Source organism: Actinocrispum sp. NPDC049592 (assembly GCF_040675465.1).
Taxonomy (GTDB): domain Bacteria; phylum Actinomycetota; class Actinomycetes; order Mycobacteriales; family Pseudonocardiaceae; genus Kibdelosporangium.
Map to the genome: position 1 here is coordinate 19,213 of NZ_JBFAPA010000018.1, position 26,782 is coordinate 45,994.

Consider the following 26,782-nt stretch of genomic DNA (forward strand, 5'->3'; position numbering starts at 1 on the left):
AACGCCGCAGCCTCCGTTCGGGGGAGGCTGCGGTCTACCCCGCCGGTTTGAGCGAGCCCCAGTCCAGCATCTCCTCGGCGGCCGCCGCGATGCTCGCCAGCAGGCCGAGCCGGGCGTTGCGCACTTGCTGGTCCTCGGCCATCACCAGGACCGCGTCGAAGAACTCTTCGATCGGCAGCCCGCTGGCCGCGTTCACGAACGTTGCCAGGTCCTTTGTAGACATATCCGTGGCCGCGAGGGCGTTGTGCAGGGCGATTTCCGCGGGTTCGACCAGGTGCGCCGGATCGTAGGAGGGGCTCGTGCCCGGCGGCACGATTCGCCGGACGCGCTGGATCGCCGTTGTCACAGCGGCGAAGTCCTCGTCGTGGATGAGCCGTTCCAGCTGAGCCAGGGTCGCGTCGGCGTCGGCGGGGCACATCGGCGCGGGGCAGGATCGCCTGGACGAGGTGGAAGTCGTGGCCGGCGTCGAGGAGCTGCTGTTCGTACCTCCGTACGATGAACGCGCAAGCGTCCTGCGCGAAACCCTTTGCCTCCAGGCCTTTGCTGATGCTCACGACCGGTCCCGCGCGCAGAATCGACACCACACCGCCGGCCGCCCGCCGGAGACCGAACGGATCCGAGCTGCCCGTGGGCGTCGCGCCGATCGAGAACAGGCTCGCGATCAGGTCGAACCGGTCGGCAAGGGCGAGAATGGTGCCCGGCACCGTCTCCGGGAGGGCGTCGCTCGCGCTGCGCGGCTGTTCCATCTCGGCCAGAGCCGTTGCCACTTCGGGGGTTTCGCCCGCGCGCAGGGCGTACTCCCGCGCCATCGTGCCCGCCAGGCTGGACAGCTCGATCACCATCTGCGAGGCCAGATCGAACTTCGCCAGCGCGCCTGCCCTCCGGACGGTGGCCTGATCGGCCTCGTCCAGGTTCGTGCTCGGTCAGGATCGCGTCTACTTCCGTGCCGGTCCTTATCTCGGCACCGTACTCGGTGACCAGCGCGGTCAGGGCTTCGGCGAGCAGCTGACCCCATGATTCGCCTTCACCGAGCCAGTCCAGTTCCGCCTGCAGCGCCTCAGGATCGGTCTCGATCACCGCGGCGCGGCCGTCCGGAAAGGACGCTCCGGTGCTCACTCCACCCTGGACGTACGTCAGGCCAAGCCGAGCGAGATCCGGCCCCAGCTCAGCGAAAGCGGGCCTGCCCACAAAGCTGGGGTACAGCGCCGAGTACGTGTCGTGCACGAACCCGGGCAGCGTCAGCTCCTCGCTGCGGACGAACCCCACCCCGGTCACCCTGGTCCAGCAAGCACACTTCGCGTCCGGCCTTGGCCAGGTACGCGGCGGCGACGAGCGCGTTGTGCCCGGCGCCCACGAAGATCACGTCGAAATCCGGCATGACCGGCTCGACGAGATCGCAGGGAGGCTCGACCAGTTGAACGACAACCTGGCGTTGATGCTCAACCGTACGGAGGCCGAGCGGGACAGCTAGCCGCCGCTCCGGCGACAAGATCAGCGGTCCGTTTAGAGCTGCCGATCGGTGTTTTCGTGGTGTGTTCATGTTTATAGACAACGGCAGTTTCGCACGTTTCCACAGATGGCTCCGGTTATCCGCTCCCCATTAACCGGAATTAACCGCGCAGGTCAGAGCTGTTATTTGCCTAGGGGGCACGAGGGTGGGAACCAGGCTTCAGTCAGTCCGAAAGCAGTTGAGCTACTCAGCTGACGAAGTGATTCGGATGTTGCTCCGGCGGGCCGACGTGCTCGCGGTTCCGGTGATGTCAGCGCCGAGTTTGAAACGAAACTGTCGCGCTGGGAGAACGGCCACGAAGCCGTCAGCGCGGCATATCAGCGCCTCTTCCGCGACATCTACGGCCGCACCAACGAGGAACTCGGCTTCCCTCCTGAGTCGATGACGACGACGCCAACGAGCTGCTCGCGCGCATCGCAACGGCGCGCCGCATCGACGTTGGGATGATCGAGCGGTTCAGCCGCCAGGTCGACGATGCTCGGCATGTCGACCGGACGTTCGGCGGAGTGGTGTTGCTTGACCAGCTCCGTAGCACGATCAAGCAGATCGAAGAGCTGTTGATGTTCAGCACGGCGAGCGGCCACCGGGAGGCACTCGCCGGGGTGCTGACTGAAGCGTCCGCATTGGCCGGTTGGGAAGCGTTGGACCGCAACGCTTTCAACCAGGCGTGGGAACATCATGAGCGCGCGAAATCCGCCGCGTGGGAGGCGAAGTCGCCGACGTTGCTTGCCCACGCCACCGCGCAACAGGCGTTCATCCTGATCGACCTAGGTGATATCCAAGGCGCTGTTGAGCTTCTCGCGAGCGCTCGTCAGGTTGGTGAGAACTCGGCGCCGTCCTTGCTGCGGGCATGGCTCGCAGCTGCGCATGGCGAAGGACTCGCGGCGGCAGGTCGACGAGATGACGCGCTCCGGGCGTTCGACGCCGCGAGCACGCTCGTCCCGTCCGATCCCGTCGATCCGGCGTTGCCGTACTTGTTCCTTGCCGATGCTCATCTGGACCGGTGGCGTGGGCATGCGCTTGCCAGGCTTGGCGAGATGGGCGCGATCAATCAGCTCAACGAGTCTTTGCCGCGCCTGCCAAAGGAATTCGTTCGCGCGCGGACAGGGATGCTCGTCCATCTCGCGTTCGCCTATGCCGCTGCCGGAGACCGTGATGCTGCGCTCACGTTTGCGCGCGAAGCGAAGCGGCTCGCATCGCAGATCAAGTCCGACCGGCAGCGGCGAAGGCTCAGCGGCCTAATCCTGCCCGGCAGCGTTGGCGTTGCGTGACGCCAGGTAGTACAGCAGCGGAACGAGTGCGCCCGCGCCCAGAAGTTGTTGCTGTAGAGCCAATTCCGGGATGCGGCTGAGCGGTACCCATTCGAGCCGACCGACCTCTTCGGTTTCGGTCGGCTCGCCAACCTGCTCGGCCTGCCGCCATAGGTACACGTCCGTCTTGGCGGTGACCTGGCCGGGCAGCGGCTCGAACCCGATCAGGTGCTCCGGCTCGCCGACCGGGCGCCAGCCGCTCTCTTCTTCGATCTCGCGGGCGGCGGTCACCGCTGGTGCTTCGCCCTCTTCTACGAGCCCGCCAAGAAGCTCGTACCCCCATTGCTCCGTGGCGAAGCGGTACCGCCACAGCATCAGGACTTCGTCTTGCTCGTTGACGACCATCCCGATCGCGATCGGTGCCAAGTGGACAACGTGGTAGTCCCAGCGCTCACCGTTCGGCGCCTCAACGTCCACCAGCCCCAACCGCACCCACCGGTTGTCATAGATGAGCCGCTCGCCGTATGTCTTCCAAGAGCCGTGTGCCTCAGTCACGGCGGCAGCTTACGAGGTGAGCTTCGCGTGTCGCTGTAGTGTCGAACTCTCGACGGCTACGATTGCTAAATGGACGCCACGACGGCCCAACTAATTACCGCCACAGTTGCCGTTGGCGGCACGTTGCTCGGTGCTGTAATCACTCAGGTTGTAAGCTGGAGATTGGATGCTGCGCGCCGGAAAGCTGAGGATCAACGTCGGTGGCTTAATGAACGTTTTCGTATTTTGAAAGAGATTGTGTCTGGTAGTGTGAAAGTCGAGCGAAATCTGTACTCTGCATTGGCGTTCATGCCTGAAACGGACAGCCCAAAAGATAAGATGCGCGCAAGCGGCACCACTTCTCTGCTTATGGCTCCAAATGATGGGATTGAAGGTGTCGTTTCGGCTGAAGATCTTGAGGTTCTTCGGGAACTACTCCGTGAGTGCATAGAAGCCCTGGAGGAGTTGGACGATAAGCAGGCCGAGCTTGCTATTCTCGCAGAAGGTGGCATTGTTGAAAAGTCGGAAGAGCTAATAGGTCGTCTATGGGATGTTATTGGTCACCTGGAAGTCTATGGTTCTGCTAGCGACGGCTTCCTTGGCTACGACGCGGCTCACAAGACTCGTCTAGAACTTCAGGCTATGGCACGGCGAATGCTCGGATCAGAGCTTGATGTGGGTGGTTCCAAGAGGAAGGGGAAGCGCGGTAGAAAAGGTGTAGTAGCTCCCGTAGATGAGGATGCTAGTGGTCAGATTCGGCCGATTAGTTCATATCCCGGGCCGAGTCAACGGACATCTTAGTCTGAATAAGACGTCGTTTCTGCGATCGGCAGCAATTCGAACGTGGCGGACGGGGTGCCTCGGCCGCAGCTGATGAGCATGTGCCAAGCAAGGTAACCGATGCCCTCCTTGGCTGGAGCGAGACGGTCTCGGCCGATGGCAAGCCAGCCGTCTGCGCTGTTGGCGATGCGCTCGCTGTCCCCGGCAAATACGGCTAGGGCGAACGCAAGGACGTCCGCTTTCAAACCATCGTCAAGATCTTCGGCTATCCCGATCAGGCCGCGCTGGTTGCCCTCTTCGTCGTAGCCGATGGCGACGAAACCGGCTGTTCCGGCAGCGTCTTCCTTGGGGACGTTCACGATGTGTTTCTGAGTGAATTCGGCCAAGGCTCGTATCCGCAGAAGGGGTGTCGGCTGGCGTAGAGGGCCGTCTGCGGGGTAGGAGTCGTTCACCTGGATCGGGAATGAGTGTCCAGGATCGACCTCGTTGTTGGCGTACGTCATCGCGTGCTCCTCGCTGATAGTGGGCCGAAACAGCCTCTCTGCCCTGGTGTGCGAGGGGGAACGCCTTAAGGACGCCATACGCCGGTCATTAGGTCGCCTTCCGCTTCGACTTCAGGTCGACTACGTCGGCAACGGGATGAGCCGCATTCGGATCGGCGACAACAGCGCGACGGCCCCGAGCAACCATGACCAAACCGTCCTTCTTCAGTTCAGCGATCGCGCGGTGAGCGGTGGCGGACGCGACGCCGTAGCGGCTCGTGAGTTCAACGAGAGTCGGCAGTTTGTCACCGATGCGTAGGGCGCCACAGTCAATCGCGCCACGGAGATCAGCCGCGATCTTCAGGTAAGGGCTGTTCGAGGGCTCAGGCTCCAAAGTGGACGTCGCATTCCCGCTTGGGTCGACAGCAATCGGCGGGGTAGGCATGCGGGTGGAGAAGTTTCCGGCCGCGCGCTGATCGGCTTCGGATACCCAAGCCGTGTAGACCCGCAGTGTTGTCGCGCCGCCTCCGCCGTGGCCCAGCCGACCGGCCACCGTGCGGATATCGACGCCAGCCGTGATCAGTTCGGTTGCGGAGTAATGTCGTAGCGAGTGAATGCTCATGTCCCAGCCGAGCCGCTCGCACATCCGCTCGTATCGCTGCGATACGGAGTCTGGCTTGAGCCACGTACTGTGGTCGATCGACGACGAGAAGACACGGCCCTGCGGGTCGACCTGGACCGCCATCTCAGCGGCCTGGGACTCGCACTGAACGCGGTACGCGCGGAGAAGTGTCACGGTGTCGGTGTCCAGCGCGATTCGGCGCTGTTGGTGCGTCTTGGTGTCTTTCTCCCAAGTCTTGGCACCGTCCTGGCTGATGCTGCTGTTGATGGACAGCGTCCTGGCCTCAAGGTCCAGGAGATCCCAGCGGAGCGCGCAGATTTCACCTCGTCGGGCACCCGTCGTCATTGCGATCCAAACGAGCATCCCCCATGAGAGATCCGCGAAAGCCGCGTTGACGATGGCGGCGGCTTGTTCGGCCGTAGGCGGGTGTGGGGCTGGCTTGGGGGCCTTTGGTGGCTCTGCCTGATCGAGCGGGTTCACGCCGAGCCAGCGCCATCGGACGGCCCGTTTCAACGCGCCGTTCAAACACCAGTGGATTTGTCGGATGGACGATGTGGACAGACCTGTGCACTTGTGTGGGCGGCAGCGATCAGTGCACTTGTCCTCGTCCTTCTTGTGATGGTGCTCGATGAACTTGCGGCCACCGCAGTGCGACCTACAGGTACGAAGGATCGAGTAGAACGAGTCCAGCGTTTCGCCATCTAGTGGCTCGTCACGCAACCTTGGTCGGGTAATGGGTCCAGGTGCGGATGGGTGAGTCGGTGGCGAACCCGGTTTTCGGCTTGGCGTGTGCGTTGCGCCAGCGGATGTAGGCGGCGATCGCGGCGTTCTGCTCGGCGTGGGTGCGGTGGTCGGTGCCGTTGAGGGCGAAGTAGCGCAGCGCGGCGAACTCGGCCTCGATCCAGTTCAGCCATGACCCGTAGGTCGGCAGGAACACCAGGTCGACCTTGTTGTTCGCGGCCCAGGTGGTGACGGCAGGATGCCGGTGCGGGGAGAAGTTGTCGCACACTACGTGTAACTTCTCGTCGGGCCAGCGTTGCCGTAATGCTTGCAGCAGGCCGAGGAACTCGCGGTGTCGTTTGCGTGACCGGATGCGGTAGAACATCTTCCCGGTCGCCAGGCCCAGGGCGGCGAGCATGTGCATCACTCCCGCGGTGCGGGTGTAGGTCGCGCGTAATCGGCGGGGTGAGGATCTCGGCCGCCAGGCCTTTCCCTTGCGAGGCATGAGATTCAACGGACCGAACTCATCCACACAGACCACCCGCCCATCGGTGGGTGGGTGGTCGTAGAGGTCCAGGATCCGGTGCATCTTGCTGATGAACTCCGGGTCGTTGCTGGCTTTCCAGGTCGTGGTGGTCTGCCAGGAGACCCCGCCGGCCTTCAGGATCCGTCGCACCGTCTCGATCGAGATCGAGACCACCGACAACCGGTCCACCAGGTGATCCCGCAGTTTGGCCAGTGACCAGGTGGCGAACGTGGTGATGCCCCAGTCGGCGGGGGACGTGCGGGCGATCAGGCAGATCTGCTCACGCAGATACTCACCGATCTTCCGCGGTCGTCCCCCGCTCCATTTTGGGTCCAGCGCATCGAACCCCCGCTCGTTGAACGCGTGGATCACGTCCCGCACGTAGTCCGCGCTGACCTGCAACAAGCTGGTGATGTCCCGCACGGCCTGGCCCTGGCCGGACATCAGCACCACGATCGCCCGGCGCAGCTTGACCGGGTCCTTCGCGGTGCGCGTGATCCGCTGCAGCTTGTGACCCTCGTCCATCGACAACGACCGGACGAACACATCCGGACGACGAGCCATGACCACCTCCCACACTCTCGAGTGGGACCAGCCTGGCCCAGCTACCTAGCAAGATCAATTACACGGTCAACGTTGCGCGATGAGCCACTAGCTTGCCGACAGGCAACGCGCCGAGCAGCGGACGGATGTGGTTGCGGATCCAGCGCTCGTAACCCTTACGAGTGTTCGCATCTACGTCGATTAGCTCTAGGTAGCGGTCCATCAACTGATTGACGGTCGCCCTGGTCCGTGGATTGCGCTGCTCGTCGACCTGGTTGAGAAGCCGGGTTCGGACCTTCTCCGCATCGTCTGCGGCATTCGGCCCAGCCGGCACCGTCTCATGGAGGTAGTTCCGCTTGCCCGTCAACGGATCGGTCCCGGCGTACACCTTCACCCGCAGGGACCCGCTGGGAAGCGTCTCGATCTCGCCGCGCTGGCGCCGTTTGGGCGCTGCCTTGGACGTGCCCATGGTGCGAGGGTAGACCGTGCTCGCACCACGTCCGGCCCCACGAACGATCGCGAAGATTGTTGATCAAGGCTCTGACCTGGGTGCCCCCGGCAGGAATCGAACCTGCGACCAAGAGATTAGAAGTCTCTCGCTCTATCCGCTGAGCTACGGGGGCGTGACGGTGCGCGGTGCTTCGCTGGAGGGCGTTGCACCGCCGTCTGTGGGGGTGATCGTTCGGGGAACGTCAGATGTTTCCGGCGAGCGGCAGTGAATCCGTGGAACAGGTCACTTTTTGCCGAGGGTGTGCCCTAACGGGCGGGCCGGGGCGCCGTGTCTGGACGCCGGGGGCCGCTGCGGGGCACGGGGTTGTCGCACGTGGGGCACGATACCGGCTGCCCGGGCGGTCCGGCCCGATCATCCCGGCAAGGCCGCCCGACCAGGTGAAACCCGGCTGGTGGAGGCCCTGGGAACGAGGTTCACGCCGAGGGTCACGGGGGTGCCCGGCCCGGTACCCGCCAACAGGCGGAGCACCAGTTCCCCCGTTCGCCGACCTTTTTCCAGCAGGTCCTGCCGGATGGTCGTCAAGTCGGCCCATGCCGCGGCCGGTGTGTCGTCGAACCCGACGACGCTGAGGTCCCCGGGAACCGACAGTCCGACGTCCGAGGCCGCCTTGAGGGCACCCAACGCCAGTTCGTCGGACATGCACAGCAACGCGGTCGGCCGGGGTTCCTGGCGAAGTAGCCACGCCGCGCCCTCCCGTCCGTACTCCCGCACGCTGTCCGGCGCCTCCCAGATCGGCGGTGTGCGTCCCAGTACCTCCAAATAGCCCCGCAGCCGCTCGATCGTCACCTGGAACTGCGCCGCCTCGATCCTCTGTGGACTGACCGGCCCGGCCGCACCGCCCGCACGCAGGTCCAAGCTGAGGATCCCGATGTCCCTGTGCCCCAACTCGACCAGGTGCCGGGCGGCCATTCGGGCGCCGCCGCGATCGTCCACCCGCAGGGTCGCGGATGCCCCTACCGCAGGCTGGTCGACTACGACGAGCGGCAGGCTCCGTTGCAGGACGGCGGAGATAGCAGGTGCGTCGTTCGGTAGTGAATATGCGACAACGACATCAGCGTGCACGGCGGCGACAGCGGACGGACGGGGGCCGCCGCCCTGGGAACTCCCGGGCATCAGCACCAGCGACCGTTCCCCGGTATCCACAGTGGACGCCAGGGTGTCTAGCATGATCGACAACGCCGGGTCGGAGAACGCGGCGGACAGCCCTTTGTCGAGCATCACCGCGACCGCGCCGGCCCGCTGGGTGGCCAGGCTGCGGGCGACCGGGTCCGGCCCGGCGTACCCGAGCTCGGCCGCGGTCCGCAGGATCCGGTCGCGCAGCTCCGAGGACAACTGGTCGGGCCGGTTGTAGGCGTTCGACACGGTCGCCCGGGACACGCCCACCTCACGCGCGACGGTGTCGAGCGTCGGCCGCCGAGAACTCACTCGCAGAACATAACGCATTTCTGAAGCGCTTCAGTTACCGTGGGGATCATGCGTTCCGGAATCGTCGCCGTGCTGGGCATCTTCGCCCTGAACGGAGTGGTGTTCGGGTCGTGGGCGCCGCGGGTGCCGGCGCTCGCGGCGCAGGTCGGCGCGGCCGAAGGCGCCCTCGGCCTGTCGTTGCTGGGCGCCAGCATCGGCATGATCATCGCCGCCTCACTGACCGGACGGCTGTGCGCCCGCTTCGGCGCCCGAGTCGTCGTCGCCGTCTCTGGCCTGGCCGGATGCGCCCTGCTGCCCCTCCTCGGCCTCGCGCGTACGCCCGTACAACTCGGCCTGATCCTCGTCTTCCTCGGCGCAGCGGTCGGCGCGCTCGACGTCTCGATGAACATCGCCGCCGTGACCGCCATCCGCCGCAGCGGCCGCGCGATCATGCCGGTGTTCCACGCGGGCTTCAGCTTCGGCGGCCTGCTCGGCTCGACCGGCGCCGCCCTCGCCGCGGGCCACGACCTCAGCCCATTACGCCACCTCAGCATCGCCGCGGTCGTCGGCATCCTGATCGCGCTGGCCTTCGTCCGCTGGATCCCGGTCGAAGACCTGGTGCCCCCGGCCGACCGCACCGAACCCAACCGCTCGCTGGTCAAACGCCCGGTGCTGTGGCTGCTCGGCCTGATCGCCCTCTGTTCCTCGGTCGCGGAAGGCGCGAGCGTCGACTGGTCGGCGTTCTTCGGCGTCCACCAACGCGGCCTCACCGAAGCCGCCGGTGCCCTGGTCTACACGGGGTTCTCGCTGGCCATGGCGATCATGCGGCTACTCGGCGAACGCATCGAGACTCGGTGGGGTTCGGTGCGGATGCTCATCGGCGGCGCCACGACCGCCGCGATCGGCTTGTTCGTCGCCATCCTCGTTCCCGTCCAAGCGTTTACCTACATTGGTTTCGGACTGGCCGGCATAGGCCTCGCCTACGGTTTTCCGGTCGCACTCGAACTGGCTGGAGCGGTCGGCAGACGTGCCGATGGAGGTGGCGGCGAACGCGAACTCGCCTTTGTGACAACAATCGCGTACAGCGGTTTCCTGATCGGCCCGCCGATGGTCGGCGGCATCGCGTCGCTGACCAGCCTGCCGATCTCCCTCGGTGTCGTCGCCCTGGTCGCGTGGGCGATCGCGCCATTGGCCATCGCCGCGACCAGGGCGCGGCACCGCGAACAGAAAACTCACTTGGAGCAGGTTTCCCCGGCCGGCGCGAATCCCGGGTCAACCGGATGAAACCGGCCGGTTTCCCCTAGGGGCCGGGCTTTCGGTGCTCGCCGGGTTCTAGTCTCATGTTGTGTCCTCCACCGCTGCCCCCGCGCGAACAGCCGCCAAGCGAAACCGGGCCCGCATCGGACCGCTGCTCGTGGTCGGCGGGATCATGGCCGTCGTCGTGGCCACCGGGCTGCTCGCGCTGGTCAGCGACCGGTATGTGGCCGGGGTGCCGAACCCGGGCGAGTTCACCGCGTACGGGCAGATCATCGTGCGGGTGCTCGCCGAGATCGGTGGAGTGGTCTGCGTCGGGTCGCTGCTGTTCGCCGCGTTCATGGTGCCGCCGCAGCAGAGCGGTCTCCTGGCTGCTGACGGGTACGCGGCAGTCCGGACGGCGAGCTGGGCCGGGTGGGTCTGGTTCGTGTGCGCGTTGCTCTGTGTGCCGTTCTCGACCGCGGACACGTTCGGGAAGCCCGTCACGCAGCTGTTCGACATCCAGAAGCTGATCGACCTGTCGTCCGAGGTCGAGACGACCAACGCGTGGCTGATCACCGCCGCCATCGCGTTCCTGACCGCGCTGGGCAGTCGGCTGGTGCTGTCCTGGGGCTGGACCGCCACGCTGTTCCTGATCGCGGTCGTGGGCCTGTTCCCGCTGGGGGTCAGCGGGCACTCGTCCAGCGGCGGCGACCACGACCTGGCCACCAACAGCCTGCTGCTGCACCTCGTGGCGGCCGCCCTGTGGGTCGGCGGGCTGATCGCGTTGCTGGCTCACGGACGCCGCAAGGGCGCCCATCTCGGGCTGGCCGCGAGCCGGTTCTCCAAGCTGGCGCTGTGCTGCTGGATCGTGATGGCGGTGTCCGGCGTGATCAACGCCTTGGTCCGGCTGCCGCTCAGCGACCTGTTCACCACGAACTACGGCCTGCTGGTGATCGCCAAGGTCACGGCGCTGGTCGTGCTGGGCGTCTTCGGGTACTTCCAGCGGCTTCGCGGAGTTCGCGACGTCGTCGCCACCGGATCCGGGCGCGCGCTGGTCAAGCTGGCCGCGTTCGAGGTGCTGGTCATGATGATCACGATCGGCATCGCCGCCGGGCTCGCCCGCACACCTCCGCCTCAGCAGGAAGCCCTGCGCCCTTCGAACGTCGCCGTCCGCATCGGCTACGACCTCGACGGCCCGCCGACGTTCTTCCGGCTGATGTTCGACTGGCGGTTCGACCTGATCTACGGGACCGCCGCGATCGCCCTCGCCGTGTTGTACCTGCTTGGTGTGCGGCGGCTTCGCGCCCGTGGCGACCACTGGCCGGTTGGGCGCACGATCGCGTGGCTGTGTGGCTGCGCGGTGATCCTGCTGGCGACGTCCTCGGGGATCGGCCGCTACTCGCCGGCCATGTTCAGCATCCACATGATCAGCCACATGCTGCTGTCCATGCTGGCGCCGATCCTGCTGGTACTGGGCGGTTCGGTCACGTTGGCGCTGCGGGCCCTGAAGGCCGCGAGCAAGGACGATCCGCCTGGCCCCCGCGAGTGGATCCTCGCTTTCGTGCAGTCACCGGTGGCCCGGGTCCTGACGCATCCCGTGGTCGCGTTGGTGCTGTTCGTCGGGTCGTTCTACGTCCTGTACTTCTCGGGCCTGTTCGACTACGCGCTCGACCTGCACTGGGCGCACCTGGCGATGAACGCGCACTTCCTGCTGACCGGCTATGTCTTCTACTGGCCGGTGATCGGCATCGACCCGACCCCGAAGCGGTTGCCGCCGGTCGGGCGGCTGGCGATGGTGTTCGCCTCGATGCCGTTCCACGCGTTCTTCGGCGTCGTGCTGATGAGCATGCAGCAGATCATCGGCGACCGTTTTTACCGTTCGCTCGCGTTGCCCTGGGTGACCGACGCGCTGTCCGACCAACGGCTCGGCGGCGGCATCGCGTGGGCCGCCGGTGAGGTTCCGTTGCTGGTCGTCGTGGTCGCGCTGCTGGTGCAGTGGGCCAAGCAGGACGAGCGGGAGGCCCGCCGCCGCGACCGCCGCGCCGATGCGGACGGTGAGGCCGAACTGGCCGCCTACAACGCCATGCTCCGCCAGATGGGCGGCGAGAAAGTCCAGGCAGGAGACCCGGACAAGCGCGGCGACGGGGGCTAGCACACCCCACCGACAATCCCGTTCCCAACAAGGCGAAAACCGCCGATCCATCCACACCCGGCGGTTGTCCACAGGCGCGGCGAAGCTCGCTGGCCCGCCCGCCGCGGTCCCGGAAAGCTGGCACTACGGAAGCGAACCAGCACCGGGACAAGGAGAGATTCGCAATGGCATGGAACGAGACCAAACTGACCGTGGTGGGCGCCGTGTGCAACGACATCCGGACGCGTACGACCAACGACGGCGAGCCGATGCTGTTCTTCACCATCGCCTCGCACGAGCGCAAGTTCAACCGGGACACCGAGACCTGGGAGAACGGCAACAGCGTCCTCGTCAAGGTGAAGGCCTTCAGGAAGCTCGCCGAGCACGCGGGGGCCAGCCTGGTCCCGGGCGACCGGGTGGTGGCGACCGGCCGCGTCTACACGAACAAGTACGAAGTCGACGGCCAGACCCGCTCAGACCTGGAGATGGAGGCCTCGTGCATAGGCCCCGACCTCACCATTTGCCCCGTCACGATCGAGCGGGGCGGCCAGCTCGCGGCGGTGGCGGCATGATCGTCCGGACCATCGCCGCCACCTTGGCACATGCGTTCGCGGCAGTCGCGGTGATCGGTGTTCGCCGACCGCTCTACGATCGCGGGCATGGCGGAGTTCATCTACACCATGAAGAAGGTGCGCAAGGCGCACGGGGACAAGGTCATCCTGGACGACGCGACGATCGCGTTCTACCCGGGGGCCAAGATCGGCGTGGTCGGTCCGAACGGGGCCGGCAAGTCGACCGTCCTGCGGATCATGGCGGGGCTGGACCAGCCGAACAACGGCGAGGCGTTCCTGTCGCCCGGCTACTCGGTCGGCATCCTCCAGCAGGAACCGCCGCTCAACGAGGAGAAGACCGTTCTCGGCAACGTCGAGGAGGGCCTCGGCGAGGTCAAGGTCCAGCTGGACAGGTTCAACCAGATCGCCGAGCAGCTCGCGACCGACTACTCGGACGAGCTGATGGAGGAGATGGGCAAGCTTCAGGAGGCGCTCGACCACGCCGATGCGTGGGACGTGGACTCCCAGCTGGAGCAGGCGATGGACGCGCTGCGGTGCCCGCCGCCGGACGCGGACGTCACGGTCCTCTCCGGTGGCGAGCGGCGCCGGGTGGCGCTGTGCAAGCTGCTGCTGTCCAAGCCCGACCTGCTCCTGCTCGACGAGCCCACCAACCACCTGGACGCCGAGAGCGTGCTCTGGCTGGAGCAGCACCTGGCGCAGTACGCGGGCGCGGTCCTGGCCGTCACCCACGACCGGTACTTCCTGGACAACGTGGCCCAGTGGATCCTCGAGCTGGACCGCGGCCGCACGCACCCCTACGAGGGCAACTACTCGACGTACCTGGAGAAGAAGGCCGAGCGCCTGGAGGTGCAGGGCAAGAAGGACCAGAAGCTGCAGAAGCGGCTCAAGGAGGAGCTGGCCTGGGTCCGGTCGAACGCCAAGGCCCGGCAGACCAAGTCCAAGGCCCGTCTTGAGCGCTACGAGGAGATGGCCGCGGAGGCGGAGAAGACCCGCAAGCTCGACTTCGAGGAGATCCAGATCCCGCCGGGCCCGCGCCTGGGCAATGTCGTGGTCGAGGTCAGCGATCTGAAGAAGGGCTTCGACGACCGGGTGCTGATCGACGGCCTGTCGTTCGACCTGCCGCGCAACGGCATCGTCGGCGTGATCGGCCCGAACGGCGTCGGCAAGACCACCCTGTTCAAGACCATCGTGGGGCTGGAGAAGCCGGACAGCGGCAGCGTCAAGATCGGCGAGACGGTCAAGCTGTCCTACGTCGACCAGAACCGGGCCGGCATCGACCCGAAGAAGAACGTGTGGGAGGTCGTGTCCGAAGGGCTGGACTACATCCACGTCGGCCAGGTCGAGATGCCGTCGCGGGCGTACGTCAGCGCGTTCGGGTTCAAGGGCGCCGACCAGCAGAAGCCGGCCGGGGTGCTGTCCGGTGGCGAGCGCAACCGGCTCAACCTGGCGATGACCCTCAAGCAGGGCGGCAACCTGATCCTGCTGGACGAGCCCACCAACGACCTGGACGTGGAGACCCTCGGCTCGCTGGAGAACGCGCTGGAGCAGTTCCCCGGCTGCGCCGTGGTCATCTCCCACGACCGGTGGTTCCTCGACCGCGTGGCCACCCACATCCTGGCGTGGGAGGGCACCGACGAGGACCCGGCCAGGTGGTTCTGGTTCGAGGGCAACTTCGAGGGCTACGAGCGCAACAAGGTCGACCGGCTGGGCGCCGAGGCGGCGCGGCCGCACCGGGTCACCTACCGCAAGCTGACCCGGGACTAGGCAGGCGCAGTGGCGGCGGGCCGGAACGGATCCTGGTCGGGCGGCGGTGCTTCCGACGGCGAGCTGCTCGTCGACACCGCCGACCGGCTGAGATGGCGCGCACCCGAGCTCGCCCTGGAGTTCGCGCGGCAGGCAGCGATCCAGGCCGACACGGCCCAGGACCGGGCGCTGTCGTTGCGCGCCAGGGCCTTGATGGTCGCCGCCCTGGTCCGGCTCGGCAAACACGCCGAGGCGGTGCAGCCGGCCGTCCTGGCCCTGCGTGAGGCCGAGTCGGTGGGGCTGCGGGACTTCGCCGCGCCGATCCGGGTCGACCTGGCCGCGAGTACCCGCGCGGTCGGACTGGCCGGCAGTGCGTTCGTGCTGGTCCGGCCCATGCTTGAAGGTGGTGATGCGCGGCCCGCGGTGCGGGCCGGTGCTTTGGCGGAGATCGTGGCCGGGCTGGCGCAGGCTGGCCGGCGCACGGTGGCCGACGAGGTGCTGTCCGAGGCCGACCGGCTCTACTCCGGCGACGAGTCGCTGACCGGCGACATCCGGCGGGTGTTGCGTGCGTTGCTGTGTGCGCGCACGTCGTCCTTCCGGCGGCGCTGGGGCAACCCGGAGGGCGCGGTGGCGGCCGCCACCGAGGGCATGATGCTGCTCGACGGGCTGTCGGACGCCCGCGTGGAGTCCGGGCAGGCGCGGGCCGAGCTCGGCCTGGAGATGGTCACCGCGTTGCTGGACGCGGGGGAGAAGGCCGCCGCCCTGGGACAGGCGGACCAGACCCTCGAGCAGCCGGTGCGGGCGCCGACCGCCGCGGCGGTCGGGCGGCTGATGTTCATCCTGGCCACCCGGGTGTACCTGCCGGACGGCCGGGTCCCGGAAGCGCACGCGGCGTTCGCGGAGATCGCACGGATCGCTCGTCGCCACGGGCTGGACGCGTTGCTGGCCGACGTGCTGACCTCGCTCGCGCATGAGCAGGAGGCCGCCGGTGAACTGACCGATGCGCTGGAATCATTGCGGTCGGCGCGGGCGGCGGAGCACCGCCGGTTGCGCGCGGACACCATGGCGCGCCTGATCGTGCTCGAGGAGCTGGGCGCGGGTACGAGGCTGCCCGCGGACACGGAGTCGTTGCTGCGCAGGGTGGTTCGCACGCCCGCGCGGGCGGCCGAGCTCGCCGTGGGTGAACCGTTGTGGCCGGAACAGTCCGCAGAAGACACTGGTGACCGCGACACCGAGACCGGCCTGTTGAACCGTCAGGGGCTGCGCCGGCGGCTTGCCGCCGCCCGGCGGCAGACCCGGCCGACCGCGCTCACCCTCGTACGTTTCGAACCCGAACCGGAGCCACCCTTGCGGAGCGACGATCCCGACAGCACGGACCGGTTCAGTGCCAGCCTGATCGACAGCCTGGACAAGACCGGACGGCGAACCGCGCCGGAGGTCGACCCGGGTGTGCTCAGCTCGCTGGTCGGGCATGTCGGTGACATGGCCCCGGACCGGGCCGAGCTGATCCGGCCGAACGAGGACGAGCTGGCCGTGCTCATGCCGGACACGACCAAGGACGAGGCCGAGCAGTTCGCGTCCACGTTGCGGGACAACATGTCCACATCGGACTGGGCCCCGGACGACCCGGCGTGGGGCGTGCACGTGAGCACCGGCGTCGCCGAGTACCAGGACGGCACGAGCGAGGACACACTGCTCAACGCCGCCCGCGAGGCGATGACCACCGGCGACTACGAGACCGGGGACAACGCCGAACGCCCGGCGTGGCAGTCGGTCGAGCCGGTGTACGACCTGCCGCCGGACGAGGTGCCCTTCGGCGACGTCGAGAGCCGCGATGACGGCTACACGTACATCGAGGAGTACGCCTCGGGTCCGGCCGACGAGCCCGAGCGCGACCCGGAGATGGACGCCTACTTGGCGGGCTTCTCGTTACCCGAGTACGGCCAGTGGGCTGGCGCGCCCTTGGACGACCAGGACGTGGAACCCGATTCCGCTGCCCCCAAGCACGGCGCGGCCCCCGAAACACCCGGCCAGTCCGTGCTCGACCGCCTCGGCATCACGCAGCGCGGCGGCAGTGGTGGCGGCCGGCGCCGGGCCCCGGACACCTTCGCGCAGGACAACCCGTCGGACGACTACACCCCACCGTCAGACCCTGCGCCGTCCACCGAGCCCTGGCTGGACGAAACGCAACCTCCCGGCGACGACACAGAGACCCCCAGCCGCGGCTTCACCCTGACCGCGCCCACGAACAAGGACGACGACCAGACTCCTTCCCCTCAGCCTCGAGGCCGTCGATACAGACAGACGCCCGACACCGCCGCGGAATCGGATCCCGGAGGTCTGGGTGGCTTCCAGCAGAACGCATCCCCAGACCCGGGACCGGTTCCAGACCCGCTTCCCCGCCGCCGTTTCCAGCCCGAGTCCGACAGCATGGTCTTCAACGACCCGCTCGGCCTCGACGAGTACCACCGGACCATCAGCAGCGGTATCAGCCCGGAATCCTCCGGCACAAACTTGTTCGCCGCGGGCGACGACGACCTGCCCGAGGTGGGCACCGGCTCGCGCCGCAACCTCAGCAGCGCGTTCGGAACCAACCGCACACCCGAATCCGTTCCCACGGACGAAGAGCAGGTGAGCAGCGAATCGGGGCAGGCCTTCGGTGGCGGTTTTTCCAGTAGGACAACCGGTTTCGGCCCGGTGGAACGAGCCTCGGCCGAGACGGGGGCCGATGCGGCCGGGTTCTTCGGGAGTGCCCAGCCGGGCGGATTCGGCTTGATCGAAGGCGATTCGGCCGCCAGGGACATGGATTCGCCGAGCACTGGGTTTGGGCAGAGCGGTCTCCGGCGGCGGCTGGGCCGCAGGTTCGGCGGTGGGGCGACGGCGGATTCCGGCGGCGCTCTGTCCGATCAGGACAGTGGGAGCCGGAAGCTGCCCGGGACCGATGGGCTGGAGGCGATGCGAGGCCGTCGGCGTTCCCGCCGCATGGACCCTGACGGTACCGATACGGGCGAGCAGTCCGACGAAGGCCCGGGAAGCCTTGCCGGGCTGGCTGGTCTGACCGGCCTGCCGGATGATTCCCCTGGCGTACTTGGGTTTCCCGCGTCGGTCGGCTGGCCGGCCGAACCCCCGGGCATCGACGAGCCCGAGGAGGACAACGCGGGCCACCGTACCCGTCCCCGCTTCGAACCGATCGACGTAGAGATCGTCGGCGCCCAGTTCAACCCCGAGTACGACACCTACCTGCCCGACCTGGACCAGATCCGGAAGTCCGGCAGCGCGGGCGATGCTGTGCTGGCCGCCGCCGCTTCGCGCGCCTCCATCCCCGAACCCCCACAGCCGGACGAGATCCCCGTCCCGCCCCCTACCCCCGACATCCCCACGCCCCCCAACCCCGACACCGATCCCACCCCCAAACCCAGCCCGGGCCCCAAACCAAAATCCCACCCCGACCACCCCTCCACGCCACCCGCCGAAACCCCCTGGACCCCCGAACCCGAAACCCTCCACCCCCCAACGACATCCGAGTCCGCCTGGTCCCCAGCCCCTGGCACCAATACACTTCACCCCTCAACTACGCCCGGCCCCGACTGGCCCTCGGCGTCTGCCACCCCCAGCACCACGCACCCTCCAACCCCGCCCAACTCCGACTGGCCTTCAGCTTCCACTTACAGCTCAACTGACGCCTCAACCGCGCCGGGCTCGGACTGGCCGTCGGCCTCCGCCACCTACGGCTCAACTGACTCCTCAACCGCGCCCGGCTCCGACTGGGCATCGCCTCTCACCACCAACACAACCCACCCCGAACCGCCATCAACGCCCGACCCCACCTGGCCCCCGACCTTCACCACCGACACAACCGATCCCGAGCAGCCAGCGAGCCCCCAGCGCACCTGGCCCTCAACCCCCGCCACCGGCCCGGCTCACCCCGGCTCACCCACCGCAGCCCACCGAGCCGACTGGCATCCAACCTCCGAACCAGAAGCCACCGACTCCGAACAGCCGACCCAACTCGGCGCGGTGCATCGGGCCGCTTGGGGACTGGCTCCCGAATCACCGGCCGCTGACTCCGAATCACCGGCCCTGCCTGGTTCTGCGCGGGCCGATTGGCGCTTGACTTCCGAACCGGAAGCCGCCCAGGACGAGCCCGAACCACCTGTCGCAACTGACTATGGCCGCCGCGCCCGGAGGTCCGCGCCCGAACCGGAGCCATCTCCTTTCACCCACCCAGCCTTCCCAGCCGATCAAAGGCCAATTCCCGAAACCGAAGCACGCCACGCCGAACCTCCTGCGTCCAACGACCCAGGACAACGGTCCGCCCGCAACCCGGTACCCGGGGACCCCGAACCGTCCGCCTTCACCACCCCTGGCCGACGGTCGGCCCCGACCCCGGAGCACGGAGACCCCGAACCGTCCGCGTTCATCAACTCCGGCCGACGGTCCGATCGCAGGCCACCCTCCGAGCCAGACCCCGACCAGCCCGAACAATCCACGTTCACTGACCCACAATCGCGCTCCGGCCGACGATCCGCCCCCGACCCGAACATCGCCCGGTTCGAAGGAGCGCCTTTCGCGGACACCGGCTCGGAATCCGACTGGCAGTCACGTTCCGAACTGGAGGCACTTCGGCGCGCGCTATCGGACTTCGCCGACCTGGAGTCGGGCCCCGGCTGGCCATCAGACCCCGAGCCGCCCGCGCCCGAACCGGAAGCCGTCACGCGATCCGAACGATCAGCGTCCGCGGCATCAGAACGCCGCCTCGACTGGCACTCGACACCACAGGAACAGACGACCGAGCCCGAGCCGCCAATCGCCGATGGCACAAGCCAAACCCGCCCGAGTTCAGCCGCCACCACCGATGCGACTGCGCCCGGCGACTCCAGCCGACGTGTGCCCCCTGGGGCTGAGCGGACTCGCCCCGCATGGGCAGACGCCGTTGATTCGAGCCGAGCACACTCAAGCAAAGGTCCCGGCGCTGACGAGACTGGTGATCAGAACCAGAGCGGTGGACGGGCCGGGACGCGGTCGGACGCCGATCGCAGGGAGGCTCCGGATGACTACCGGGGCATTGACGATTCTGGGCAGCGCTCGGGGCCCACGGACGAGAGGACTCGGCCGGAGCTGCCGGATAGCTCTGGTTTGGGGCGACTGGGTCGCCGAGTGGTTTCCGCCTGGGAGACGGAGCAGACCGAACCGGAGGCCGTGGAGCCTCGGAACCAGCCGAGCTCCGAGCCCGGTCGCCGAGCAAGGTTCGAGCCTGGGGACTTTGAGCCTGGGCAGCAGGTGAGTTCTGGGTCCGAGCCCCGGTCAGGCTTTGAGTCCGGGCGCCGAGTGGGTTCTGAACCCGGGCACCAGGTCGGGCACGAGTCTGGGGGTGAGTCTGGGCGCCGGGTGGGCTCTGAGGGCCCTATGGGGTCTGAATTGGGGCGGCGGGCCGGGTTTGCGGTTGGAGCCGATCCCCGATCGGGGTTCGACAGTGGTTCGGATTCATCCGCTTCACCGACCTCCAGCCGGCGGGCGGCCTATGACCTCGAGGCTTCCTTGCGGTCCGACGATGCCCGGTCCCGGCGAGGCGCCAGTGCGGATGCGGATTCGGGTGGAACCGTCTTGCGGCCCGTTTTTGATCCCGAGTCCGCTCGGCGGATGGCTTCTCAGGGTGGGCGCGTGATTTCCCCTGGCTCACCGGCACAGCAGCCTGCCCGGGACTTGTCGGGCGAACCGGACTTGCGCGGCGAACCGGAGGCGTCGCGGACTCAGAAGACGACCGAGTTGCCGCGCACCGCGCAGTTGCGAGCGCAAGGCGAGCCCGCCCCAGAGGGCATGGAGTCACGGCGCGATAGGGCCCAGAGTGAGCCCGGACCACAGGCAGTGCCGGAAGGACACGGCCTGTCCGCGCGAGGTGATCGGACGCAAGGTCAGTCCGGCGAGGGACGGCCGCGAGCCGGGTCCGGGACGCGCGGCGGGCCGGAGGTGCAGGGCACGACCGAGCTGCCGCGTCCGCCCGAGTTGCGGGGCGAGCGGGTACCCGCCGAGCCCAGGCCGGAGTCCGCGCCGGAGGGACACGGCGTTCCGGCGCGGGGCGATCGGGCACAAGGTCAGCCTGCGCCGGATATGCCAGGGTCGCGGGGCGAGCCCCGGACGCGGGCCGAGTCTGAGGTGCGCGGGGGACCGGACATGCGGGGCACACCGGAGTCGCAGCAGCCCGGGGCGCACGCCGCGCCGGATATGCCGGGCACACCAGGGCCCTGGGGCGAGGAACGGGCGCGAACCGGCTCCGGAGCGCGCGGGGGACCGAACGTGCAGGGCACGCCGAAGCCTGGGACGCGAGCCGAGTCTGAGGCGGGCCGGAGAGCGGACGTGCAGGGCACGCCGGAGTCGCGGGAGCCTGGGGCGCAGGCGGCGCCGGAGGGGCGGGGCGCGATCGAGGTGCAGGGCACGCCGGAACCTGGGACGCGAGCCGAGTCTGAGGCGGGCCGGAGAGCGGACGTGCAGGGCACGCCGGAGTCGCGGGAGCCTGGGGCGCAGGCCGCGCCGGATGTGCAGGGCACGCGGGAGCCTGCGGCGCGGGCGGCGACGGAGGAGAAGGGCACGCCGGACTCCGAGCAGGCCGCGCCGGACTCCCAGCAAGCCGCGCCGGAGGGACAAGGCACGGCAGAGGCGGCCGCCGAGACGAAGGCGGAAGATCGCTCGGCTTGGCGTCGGCAGTTGGCTGCGCGGGAGGGGACTGCGGATCGATCTGCTTGGCGGCGGGAGTTGCGCAACCGCGCCGCCGCCGCGGCCGGCGGCGGCGGCGGTGACAGTGAGCGGCCTTCGGGGCGGCGGCGTGGGGGGATCGATTCAGGTTCCGATTCAGATGGTTCCCCCGGTCGCGCCCTGCCGCCCGAACCGGCCGATCCCGTTGACCCGCTTGGGTCTGCGGAATCACCCGAAAGTGCGGGGCGGCCCAGTCGGTTGCGGCGCCGGGAGAAAACCGACGTGGGGTTGGCCGAACTGCTGGCCGAGGCGCTCGTCGCCTACCAAACGTCGCACTCGGACACTGACGTCGAAGACGTTCTGCCGCCTTATGATGATCCTTCCGACAGTGGGCGCCACCGTCCCGGTGACTAGTCACCCCCATAGCGCCCTAAGTGTTTCTCAAGTGGCGCCAGTGGTTGCATGTCCGGCGACGCCGCCCAACTAGGGTTAGGCCGCAGCTGGCACAACAACAGGCACAAAGGGGTGCCGCACACGGTGCCGATGAGCGTGGAGCCGCTGAACATGACGTCGACTGGAGTCCAGTCCCACCCGGAGACAGCAACCGCGAAGCCGGCCCTGGCGAGTCCCGAGCAGATCCGGGACGAGCTGGTGGACGCCGCGGCCGGGTTAGCGTCCGACATCGCCGACCTGATCCGCCTGTACTACCGCTACGTGCCGCCGGAGGAGGTCATCGGCTTCGGCCCGGCCGACCTGGTCGGCGCGGTGCGTTCGCACCTCGACCTGGCCGCGCAGCGGGTGCCCGGGCGGCCGGAGGTGCGCGCGGTCAACCCGACCGCCGAGGTGGACGGCTGGTGCACGAGCGCCACGGTCATCCAAGTGGTGACCGACGACATGCCGTACCTGGTCGAGTCCGTGTCCGCCGAGCTGGTCCGCGGCGGCGTACAGGTCCAGCGCGTGGTGCACCCCATCGTCGTGGTGCGCCGGGATGTCACTGGGGGACTGCGCGAGGTGCTGCCCACCGCGGACCCGGGTTCGCCGCCCGCGGACGCGCTGGTCGAGTCCTGGATGTACATCGAGATCGACCTGGTCACCGACCCCGACCGCGGCCGGGAGATCGCCACCGGCCTGTACTCCGTGCTCAACGATGTGCGCGAGGTCGTCGAGGACGCCGAGAAGATGCGCGGGCAGGCCCTGGCGCTGGCCGAGTCGCTGGACGCGAGCGCGCTGCCGATGGGCGGCGAGGAGGTCGCCGACGGGGCCGCGCTGCTGCGCTGGCTGTCCAACGGGAACTTCACATTCCTGGGCTACCGGCAGTACGAACTGGTCCGTGCGGAAGGCGAAACAGACCCGGCGCTGCGCGGCGTGCTCGCTACCGGTCTGGGTGTCCTCAGACAGGACAGCCTGGCCGCGCGCAGCCTCACGGCCGGGCCGGACTCGGTCGCGCACGCCCTGGCGCCCAAGCTGCTGGTGCTCACCGAGGCCAGCGCACCGTCCACAGTGCACCGTTCGGTCTACCCGTACTACGTGGGCGTCAAGACCTTCGACGACGCCGGTGAGGTCACCGGCGAGCACAGGTTCCTCGGTGTGTTCACCACCGCCGCCCAGCACGACAACGTCCTGGACATCCCGGTGGTGGCCCGCCGCGTGCGCGAGGTCATCCACCAGGCCGGGTTCCCGCTGGACTCCTACAACGGCCAGCGGATGCTCGAGGTGATCCAGAACTGGCCGCGGGCCGAGCTGTTCTCCTCCAGCGCCGAGTCGCTGTACGCCACCGCGACCGGCGTGATCGCGCTGGCCGACCGGCGCAGGCTGCGGCTGTTCCTGCGCCGCGACCCGTTCGGCCGGTTCTACTCGTGCTTCGTGTTCCTGCCGCGCGACCGCTACACCACGACCACGCGGCTGGCCATGCAGGAGGTCCTGCTCGAGGAGCTCGGCGGGTCGAACCTGGAGTACAACGCCCGGATCGGCGAGTTCGCCCTGGCCCAGGTGTACTTCACGGTGCACACCGACCCGGCCAGGCAGACCACCGAGGAGCCGGACGTCGCCCGCATCCAGGAACGCCTGACCATGGCGATCCGCAGCTGGGAGGACCGGATGGCCGAGGCCATCCTGGCCGAGCAGCAGGAGCTGGGCACCGTGTCGATGGGCGCGGAGTCCGCCGGGCAGCTGGGCCAGCGGCTGGCCGGCGTGTTCCCGGAGGCCTACAAGGAGGACTTCACCGCCGCCGAGGCGCTGAAGGACCTGCGGCGGCTCGAGGGCCTGGCCAACGACGGCGACATGGACATGCAGTTCTACGTCCCGGACGACGCCGGTCCCGGCGAGCGGCGGTTCAAGCTGTACCTGGCCGGTGAGGGCGTCACACTCTCCCAGGTGCTGCCGGTGCTCACCCGGATGGACGTCGAGGTCATCGACGAGCGCCCGTACCCGCTGCGCAACGACGGCGGCCGGGACTGGTGGATCTACGACTTCGGCCTGCGGATCGACGCCAAGCCGCTGGAGAACCGCACCGACGAGCAGATCGAACAGGCCCGCACCCAGTTCCAGGACGCGTTCGGCGCGGCCTGGCGCGGTGAGGCGGAGACCGACCGGTACAACGCGCTCGTGCTGCGCGCCGGGATCGACTGGCGGCAGGCCACGGTGCTGCGTGCCTATGCGCGCTACCTGCGGCAGGCGGGCACCCCGTTCGGCCAGGAGTACATCGTCAACTCGGTGCTGGCGCACACGGACATCGCGACAGCGCTGGTCAGGCTGTTCGAGACGCGGTTCTCGCTGAACCTGGACGAGCCGTCCCGCGAAGCGATGACCTCGGCCCAGACCGACGAGATCACCGCGCTGATCGACGAGGTCAAGAGCCTCGACGAGGACCGCATCCTGCGCAGCCTGCTCCGGCTGATCAACGCCACCCTGCGGACCAACTACATGGTCCGCGACGAGGACGGGAAGCCCCGTCCCTACCTGGCGTTCAAGCTGGAACCGGCGCAGATCCCGGAGCTGCCGCAGCCCCGGCCGCGGTTCGAGATCTTCGTGTACTCGCCCCGCGTCGAGGGCGTGCACCTGCGGTTCGGGCCGGTGGCCCGCGGCGGGTTGCGCTGGAGCGACCGCCGGGAGGACTTCCGCACCGAGATCCTCGGCCTGGTCAAGGCCCAGGCGGTGAAGAACGCCGTGATCGTGCCGGTCGGCGCGAAGGGCGGCTTCGTGGTCAAGCGGCCACCGGCGCCCACCGGTGACCCTGGCCTGGACCGCCAGGCGACGCTGGCCGAGGGCATCGCCTGCTACCGGATGTTCATCTCGGGCCTGCTGGACCTGACCGACAACCTGGAGGCCGGGCGGACCGTGCCCGCCCCGCAGGTGGTCCGCTACGACGGCGACGACTCGTACCTGGTGGTCGCGGCCGACAAGGGCACGGCGACGTTCTCCGACATCGCCAACGAGGTGGCCTGCCAGTACGGCTTCTGGCTCGGTGACGCGTTCGCCTCCGGCGGCAGCGTCGGCTACGACCACAAGGCCATGGGCATCACCGCCCGCGGCGCGTGGGAGGCCGTCAAGCGGCACTTCCGTGAGCTGGACGTGGACACCCAGACGCAGGACTTCACCGTCGTCGGTGTGGGTGACATGTCCGGGGACGTGTTCGGCAACGGGATGCTGCTGTCCGAGCACATCCGCCTGGTCGCCGCGTTCGACCACCGGCACATCTTCATCGACCCGACGCCGGACGCGGCGAGCTCGTTCGCCGAGCGCAGGAGGATGTTCGACCTGCCGCGCTCCAGCTGGGACGACTACAACCGGGAGCTGATCAGCGAGGGCGGCGGCGTCTACTCGCGGGCGGCCAAGGCGATCCCGCTGACCCCGCAGGCCAAGCAGGCCCTCGGCATCGCGGACGAGGTCGGGAAGCTCTCGCCCGCCGAGCTGATGAAGGCGATCCTGCTGGCCCCGGTCGACCTGCTGTGGAACGGCGGCATCGGCACCTACGTCAAGGCCTCCGGCGAGTCGCACGCCGACGTCGGCGACAAGGCGAATGACGCCCTCCGGGTGAACGGCAACGAGCTGCGCGTGAAGGTCGTCGGCGAGGGCGGCAACCTGGGCCTGACCCAGCGCGGCCGGATCGAGTTCGCCCGCGCCAACGGCAAGGTGAACACCGACGCGCTGGACAACTCCGCCGGGGTGGACTGCTCGGACCACGAGGTCAACATCAAGATCCTGCTCGACCACCTGGTCACCGAGGGCAGGCTGACCGGCGAGCAGCGCAACGAGCTGCTGGCCGAGATGACCGACGAGGTCGCCGACCTGGTGCTGGCGGACAACTACCGGCAGAACGCGGTGATGGGCGTGAGCCGGTCGCACGCCGGGCCGATGGTGTCCGTGCACGCCCGGCTGGTGACCTGGCTGGAGGAGCACGGCGGCCTGAACCGGGAGCTGGAGGCGCTGCCGTCGCCTGCCCGGTTCAAGGAGATGGACGAGGCCTGCCAGGGGCTGACCTCGCCGGAGCTGTCCACCCTGCTCGCGCACGTCAAGCTGGGCCTCAAGGAGGAGCTGCTGGCCAGCGACCTGCCGCGGTCCGGCGTGTTCGCCGGCCGGCTGCCCGAGTACTTCCCGACGCAGCTGCGGGAACGGTTCGGTGACGCGATCGCGGCGCACCCGCTGTCCCAGCAGATCACCACGACGCTGCTGATCAACGAGCTGGTCGATGGCGGCGGCATCACCTACGCCTTCCGGCTGGCCGAGGAGATCAACGCCTCGGCGACCGACTCGGTGCGGGCGTTCGCCGTGGTGACCCGGGTGTACGACCTGCCGTCGGTGTGGCGGGAGATCGACGCCCTGGACAACATGGTGTCCACCGAGATCGCCGACCAGATGGTGCTGGAGACCCGGCGGCTGCTCGACCGGGCGTCGCGCTGGCTGCTGTCCAACCGGCCGCAGCCGCTCGCGGTCGGCGCCGAGATCAACCGGTTCTCCAAGGTGGTGCACGACATCGCGCCGCAGGTGGGCGACCTGATCAGCGGCCCGGACGCGGAGCTGGTGGCCGCGCAGATCGAGCGGTGGAAGGCCGCGGGTGTGCCCGCCGGGCTGGCGCACCGGGTCGGCACCCTGGTCAGCGCGTACAGCCTGCTGGACATCACCGAGGTGGCCGAGCTGGCCGAGCGCGAGGTCGGCCTGGACACCGAGCGCAGCCCGCTGGAGACCGCCGAGCTGTACTACATGCTCGCCGACTACCTCGACATCGACCAGCTGCTCACCTCGATCAGCGGCCTGGAGCGGGGCAACCGCTGGCACGCATTGGCCCGGCTGGCGTTGCGTGACGACGTGTACTCGTCGCTGCGCGCGATCACGCTGGACGCGTTGCAGCACAGCGATCCCGGGCAGACCGCGGCGCAGAAGATCGAGAACTGGGAGAAGGCGAACACGTCCCGGCTGGCCCGTGCCCGGGTGGCCCTGGACGAGCTGCGGCACGTCGCCGGCCGGCTCGACCTGGCCACGCTGTCGGTCGCGGCCCGCCAGATCCGCAGCATGATCCGCTGAGCCTGGGA

At 68.3% G+C, this 26,782-nt stretch carries 16 protein-coding genes, 1 tRNA gene and 1 pseudogene; 8 read left to right on the top strand and 10 right to left on the bottom strand.

Going from position 1 to position 26,782, the window contains the following annotated elements; genetic code table 11:
• Positions 1-34: 34 nt before the first annotated feature.
• The 3 genes and pseudogenes from AB0J95_RS36535 to AB0J95_RS36545 all read right to left on the bottom strand — a co-directional run bounded on the left by AB0J95_RS36535 (position 35) and on the right by AB0J95_RS36545 (position 1,540).
• Entirely contained in the window at positions 35-418 is a 384-nt protein-coding gene (locus AB0J95_RS36535) for a hypothetical protein (RefSeq protein ID WP_364769317.1), read from the bottom strand.
• Positions 419-488: 70 nt separating this feature from the next.
• Positions 489-842: pseudogene (locus tag AB0J95_RS36540) on the bottom strand (glycine--tRNA ligase subunit beta); the annotation flags it as partial.
• 323 nt (positions 843-1,165) lie between these two features.
• Positions 1,166-1,540, bottom strand: a complete 375-nt coding sequence (locus AB0J95_RS36545; RefSeq protein ID WP_364768689.1) for an NAD(P)-binding protein — start codon at positions 1,538-1,540, stop codon at positions 1,166-1,168.
• A 413-nt stretch (positions 1,541-1,953) separates the two neighbouring features.
• Between AB0J95_RS36545 and AB0J95_RS36550 the strand changes: the two genes are divergently transcribed.
• Positions 1,954-2,781: a tetratricopeptide repeat protein gene (locus AB0J95_RS36550; RefSeq protein WP_364768692.1), complete on the top strand. Its 828-nt coding sequence runs from the start codon at positions 1,954-1,956 to the stop codon at positions 2,779-2,781.
• Here the strand turns inward: AB0J95_RS36550 and AB0J95_RS36555 are convergent.
• The gene (locus tag AB0J95_RS36555; RefSeq protein WP_364768695.1) at positions 2,749-3,315 is read right to left on the bottom strand and encodes an NUDIX hydrolase; all 567 of its coding nucleotides are present in this window, start codon (positions 3,313-3,315) and stop codon (positions 2,749-2,751) included. The two genes, AB0J95_RS36550 and AB0J95_RS36555, sit on opposite strands and share 33 nt — an antisense overlap.
• A 69-nt stretch (positions 3,316-3,384) precedes the next feature.
• Between AB0J95_RS36555 and AB0J95_RS36560 the strand changes: the two genes are divergently transcribed.
• Positions 3,385-4,095, top strand: a complete 711-nt coding sequence (locus AB0J95_RS36560) for a hypothetical protein (protein ID WP_364768698.1) — start codon at positions 3,385-3,387, stop codon at positions 4,093-4,095.
• Here the strand turns inward: AB0J95_RS36560 and AB0J95_RS36565 are convergent.
• The 6 genes from AB0J95_RS36565 to AB0J95_RS36590 all read right to left on the bottom strand — a co-directional run bounded on the left by AB0J95_RS36565 (position 4,092) and on the right by AB0J95_RS36590 (position 8,903).
• Positions 4,092-4,577: a hypothetical protein gene (locus tag AB0J95_RS36565; RefSeq protein ID WP_364768700.1), complete on the bottom strand. Its 486-nt coding sequence runs from the start codon at positions 4,575-4,577 to the stop codon at positions 4,092-4,094. The two genes, AB0J95_RS36560 and AB0J95_RS36565, sit on opposite strands and share 4 nt — an antisense overlap.
• Positions 4,578-4,665: 88 nt before the next feature.
• Positions 4,666-5,898 (bottom strand): tyrosine-type recombinase/integrase, encoded by a 1,233-nt coding sequence (locus AB0J95_RS36570; RefSeq protein ID WP_364768703.1) that lies wholly within the window; start codon positions 5,896-5,898, stop codon positions 4,666-4,668.
• Complete coding sequence (locus AB0J95_RS36575; protein ID WP_364768705.1) at positions 5,891-6,988, bottom strand: IS630 family transposase; 1,098 nt, start codon at positions 6,986-6,988, stop codon at positions 5,891-5,893. The genes AB0J95_RS36570 and AB0J95_RS36575 overlap by 8 nt, the downstream gene beginning before the upstream one ends.
• Positions 6,989-7,046: 58 nt before the next feature.
• Positions 7,047-7,436, bottom strand: a complete 390-nt coding sequence (locus AB0J95_RS36580; RefSeq protein WP_364768708.1) for a hypothetical protein — start codon at positions 7,434-7,436, stop codon at positions 7,047-7,049.
• Between the two features lie 81 nt (positions 7,437-7,517).
• A tRNA-Arg gene (locus AB0J95_RS36585) sits at positions 7,518-7,590 on the bottom strand.
• A gap of 239 nt (positions 7,591-7,829) precedes the next feature.
• Positions 7,830-8,903, bottom strand: coding sequence for a LacI family DNA-binding transcriptional regulator (locus tag AB0J95_RS36590; RefSeq protein WP_364768711.1), 1,074 nt, complete (start codon positions 8,901-8,903; stop codon positions 7,830-7,832).
• A 48-nt stretch (positions 8,904-8,951) separates the two neighbouring features.
• Here AB0J95_RS36590 and AB0J95_RS36595 point away from each other — a divergent pair, with 48 nt between their 5' ends.
• From AB0J95_RS36595 to AB0J95_RS36620, 6 genes are all read left to right on the top strand, one after another.
• On the top strand, positions 8,952-10,166 hold the full coding sequence (locus AB0J95_RS36595; RefSeq protein ID WP_364768714.1) for an MFS transporter: 1,215 nt from the start codon (positions 8,952-8,954) through the stop codon (positions 10,164-10,166).
• 145 nt (positions 10,167-10,311) lie between these two features.
• Positions 10,312-12,270: a cytochrome c oxidase assembly protein gene (locus AB0J95_RS36600; RefSeq protein WP_364769287.1), complete on the top strand. Its 1,959-nt coding sequence runs from the start codon at positions 10,312-10,314 to the stop codon at positions 12,268-12,270.
• Between the two features lie 164 nt (positions 12,271-12,434).
• Complete coding sequence (locus AB0J95_RS36605; RefSeq protein WP_364768717.1) at positions 12,435-12,821, top strand: single-stranded DNA-binding protein; 387 nt, start codon at positions 12,435-12,437, stop codon at positions 12,819-12,821.
• Between the two features lie 87 nt (positions 12,822-12,908).
• Entirely contained in the window at positions 12,909-14,585 is a 1,677-nt protein-coding gene (ettA, locus tag AB0J95_RS36610; RefSeq protein ID WP_364768720.1) for an energy-dependent translational throttle protein EttA, read from the top strand.
• A 9-nt stretch (positions 14,586-14,594) separates the two neighbouring features.
• On the top strand, positions 14,595-21,668 hold the full coding sequence (locus AB0J95_RS36615) for a hypothetical protein (protein ID WP_364768722.1): 7,074 nt from the start codon (positions 14,595-14,597) through the stop codon (positions 21,666-21,668).
• Between the two features lie 150 nt (positions 21,669-21,818).
• Positions 21,819-26,774 (top strand): NAD-glutamate dehydrogenase, encoded by a 4,956-nt coding sequence (locus AB0J95_RS36620; RefSeq protein WP_364769289.1) that lies wholly within the window; start codon positions 21,819-21,821, stop codon positions 26,772-26,774.
• Positions 26,775-26,782 lie beyond the last annotated feature (8 nt).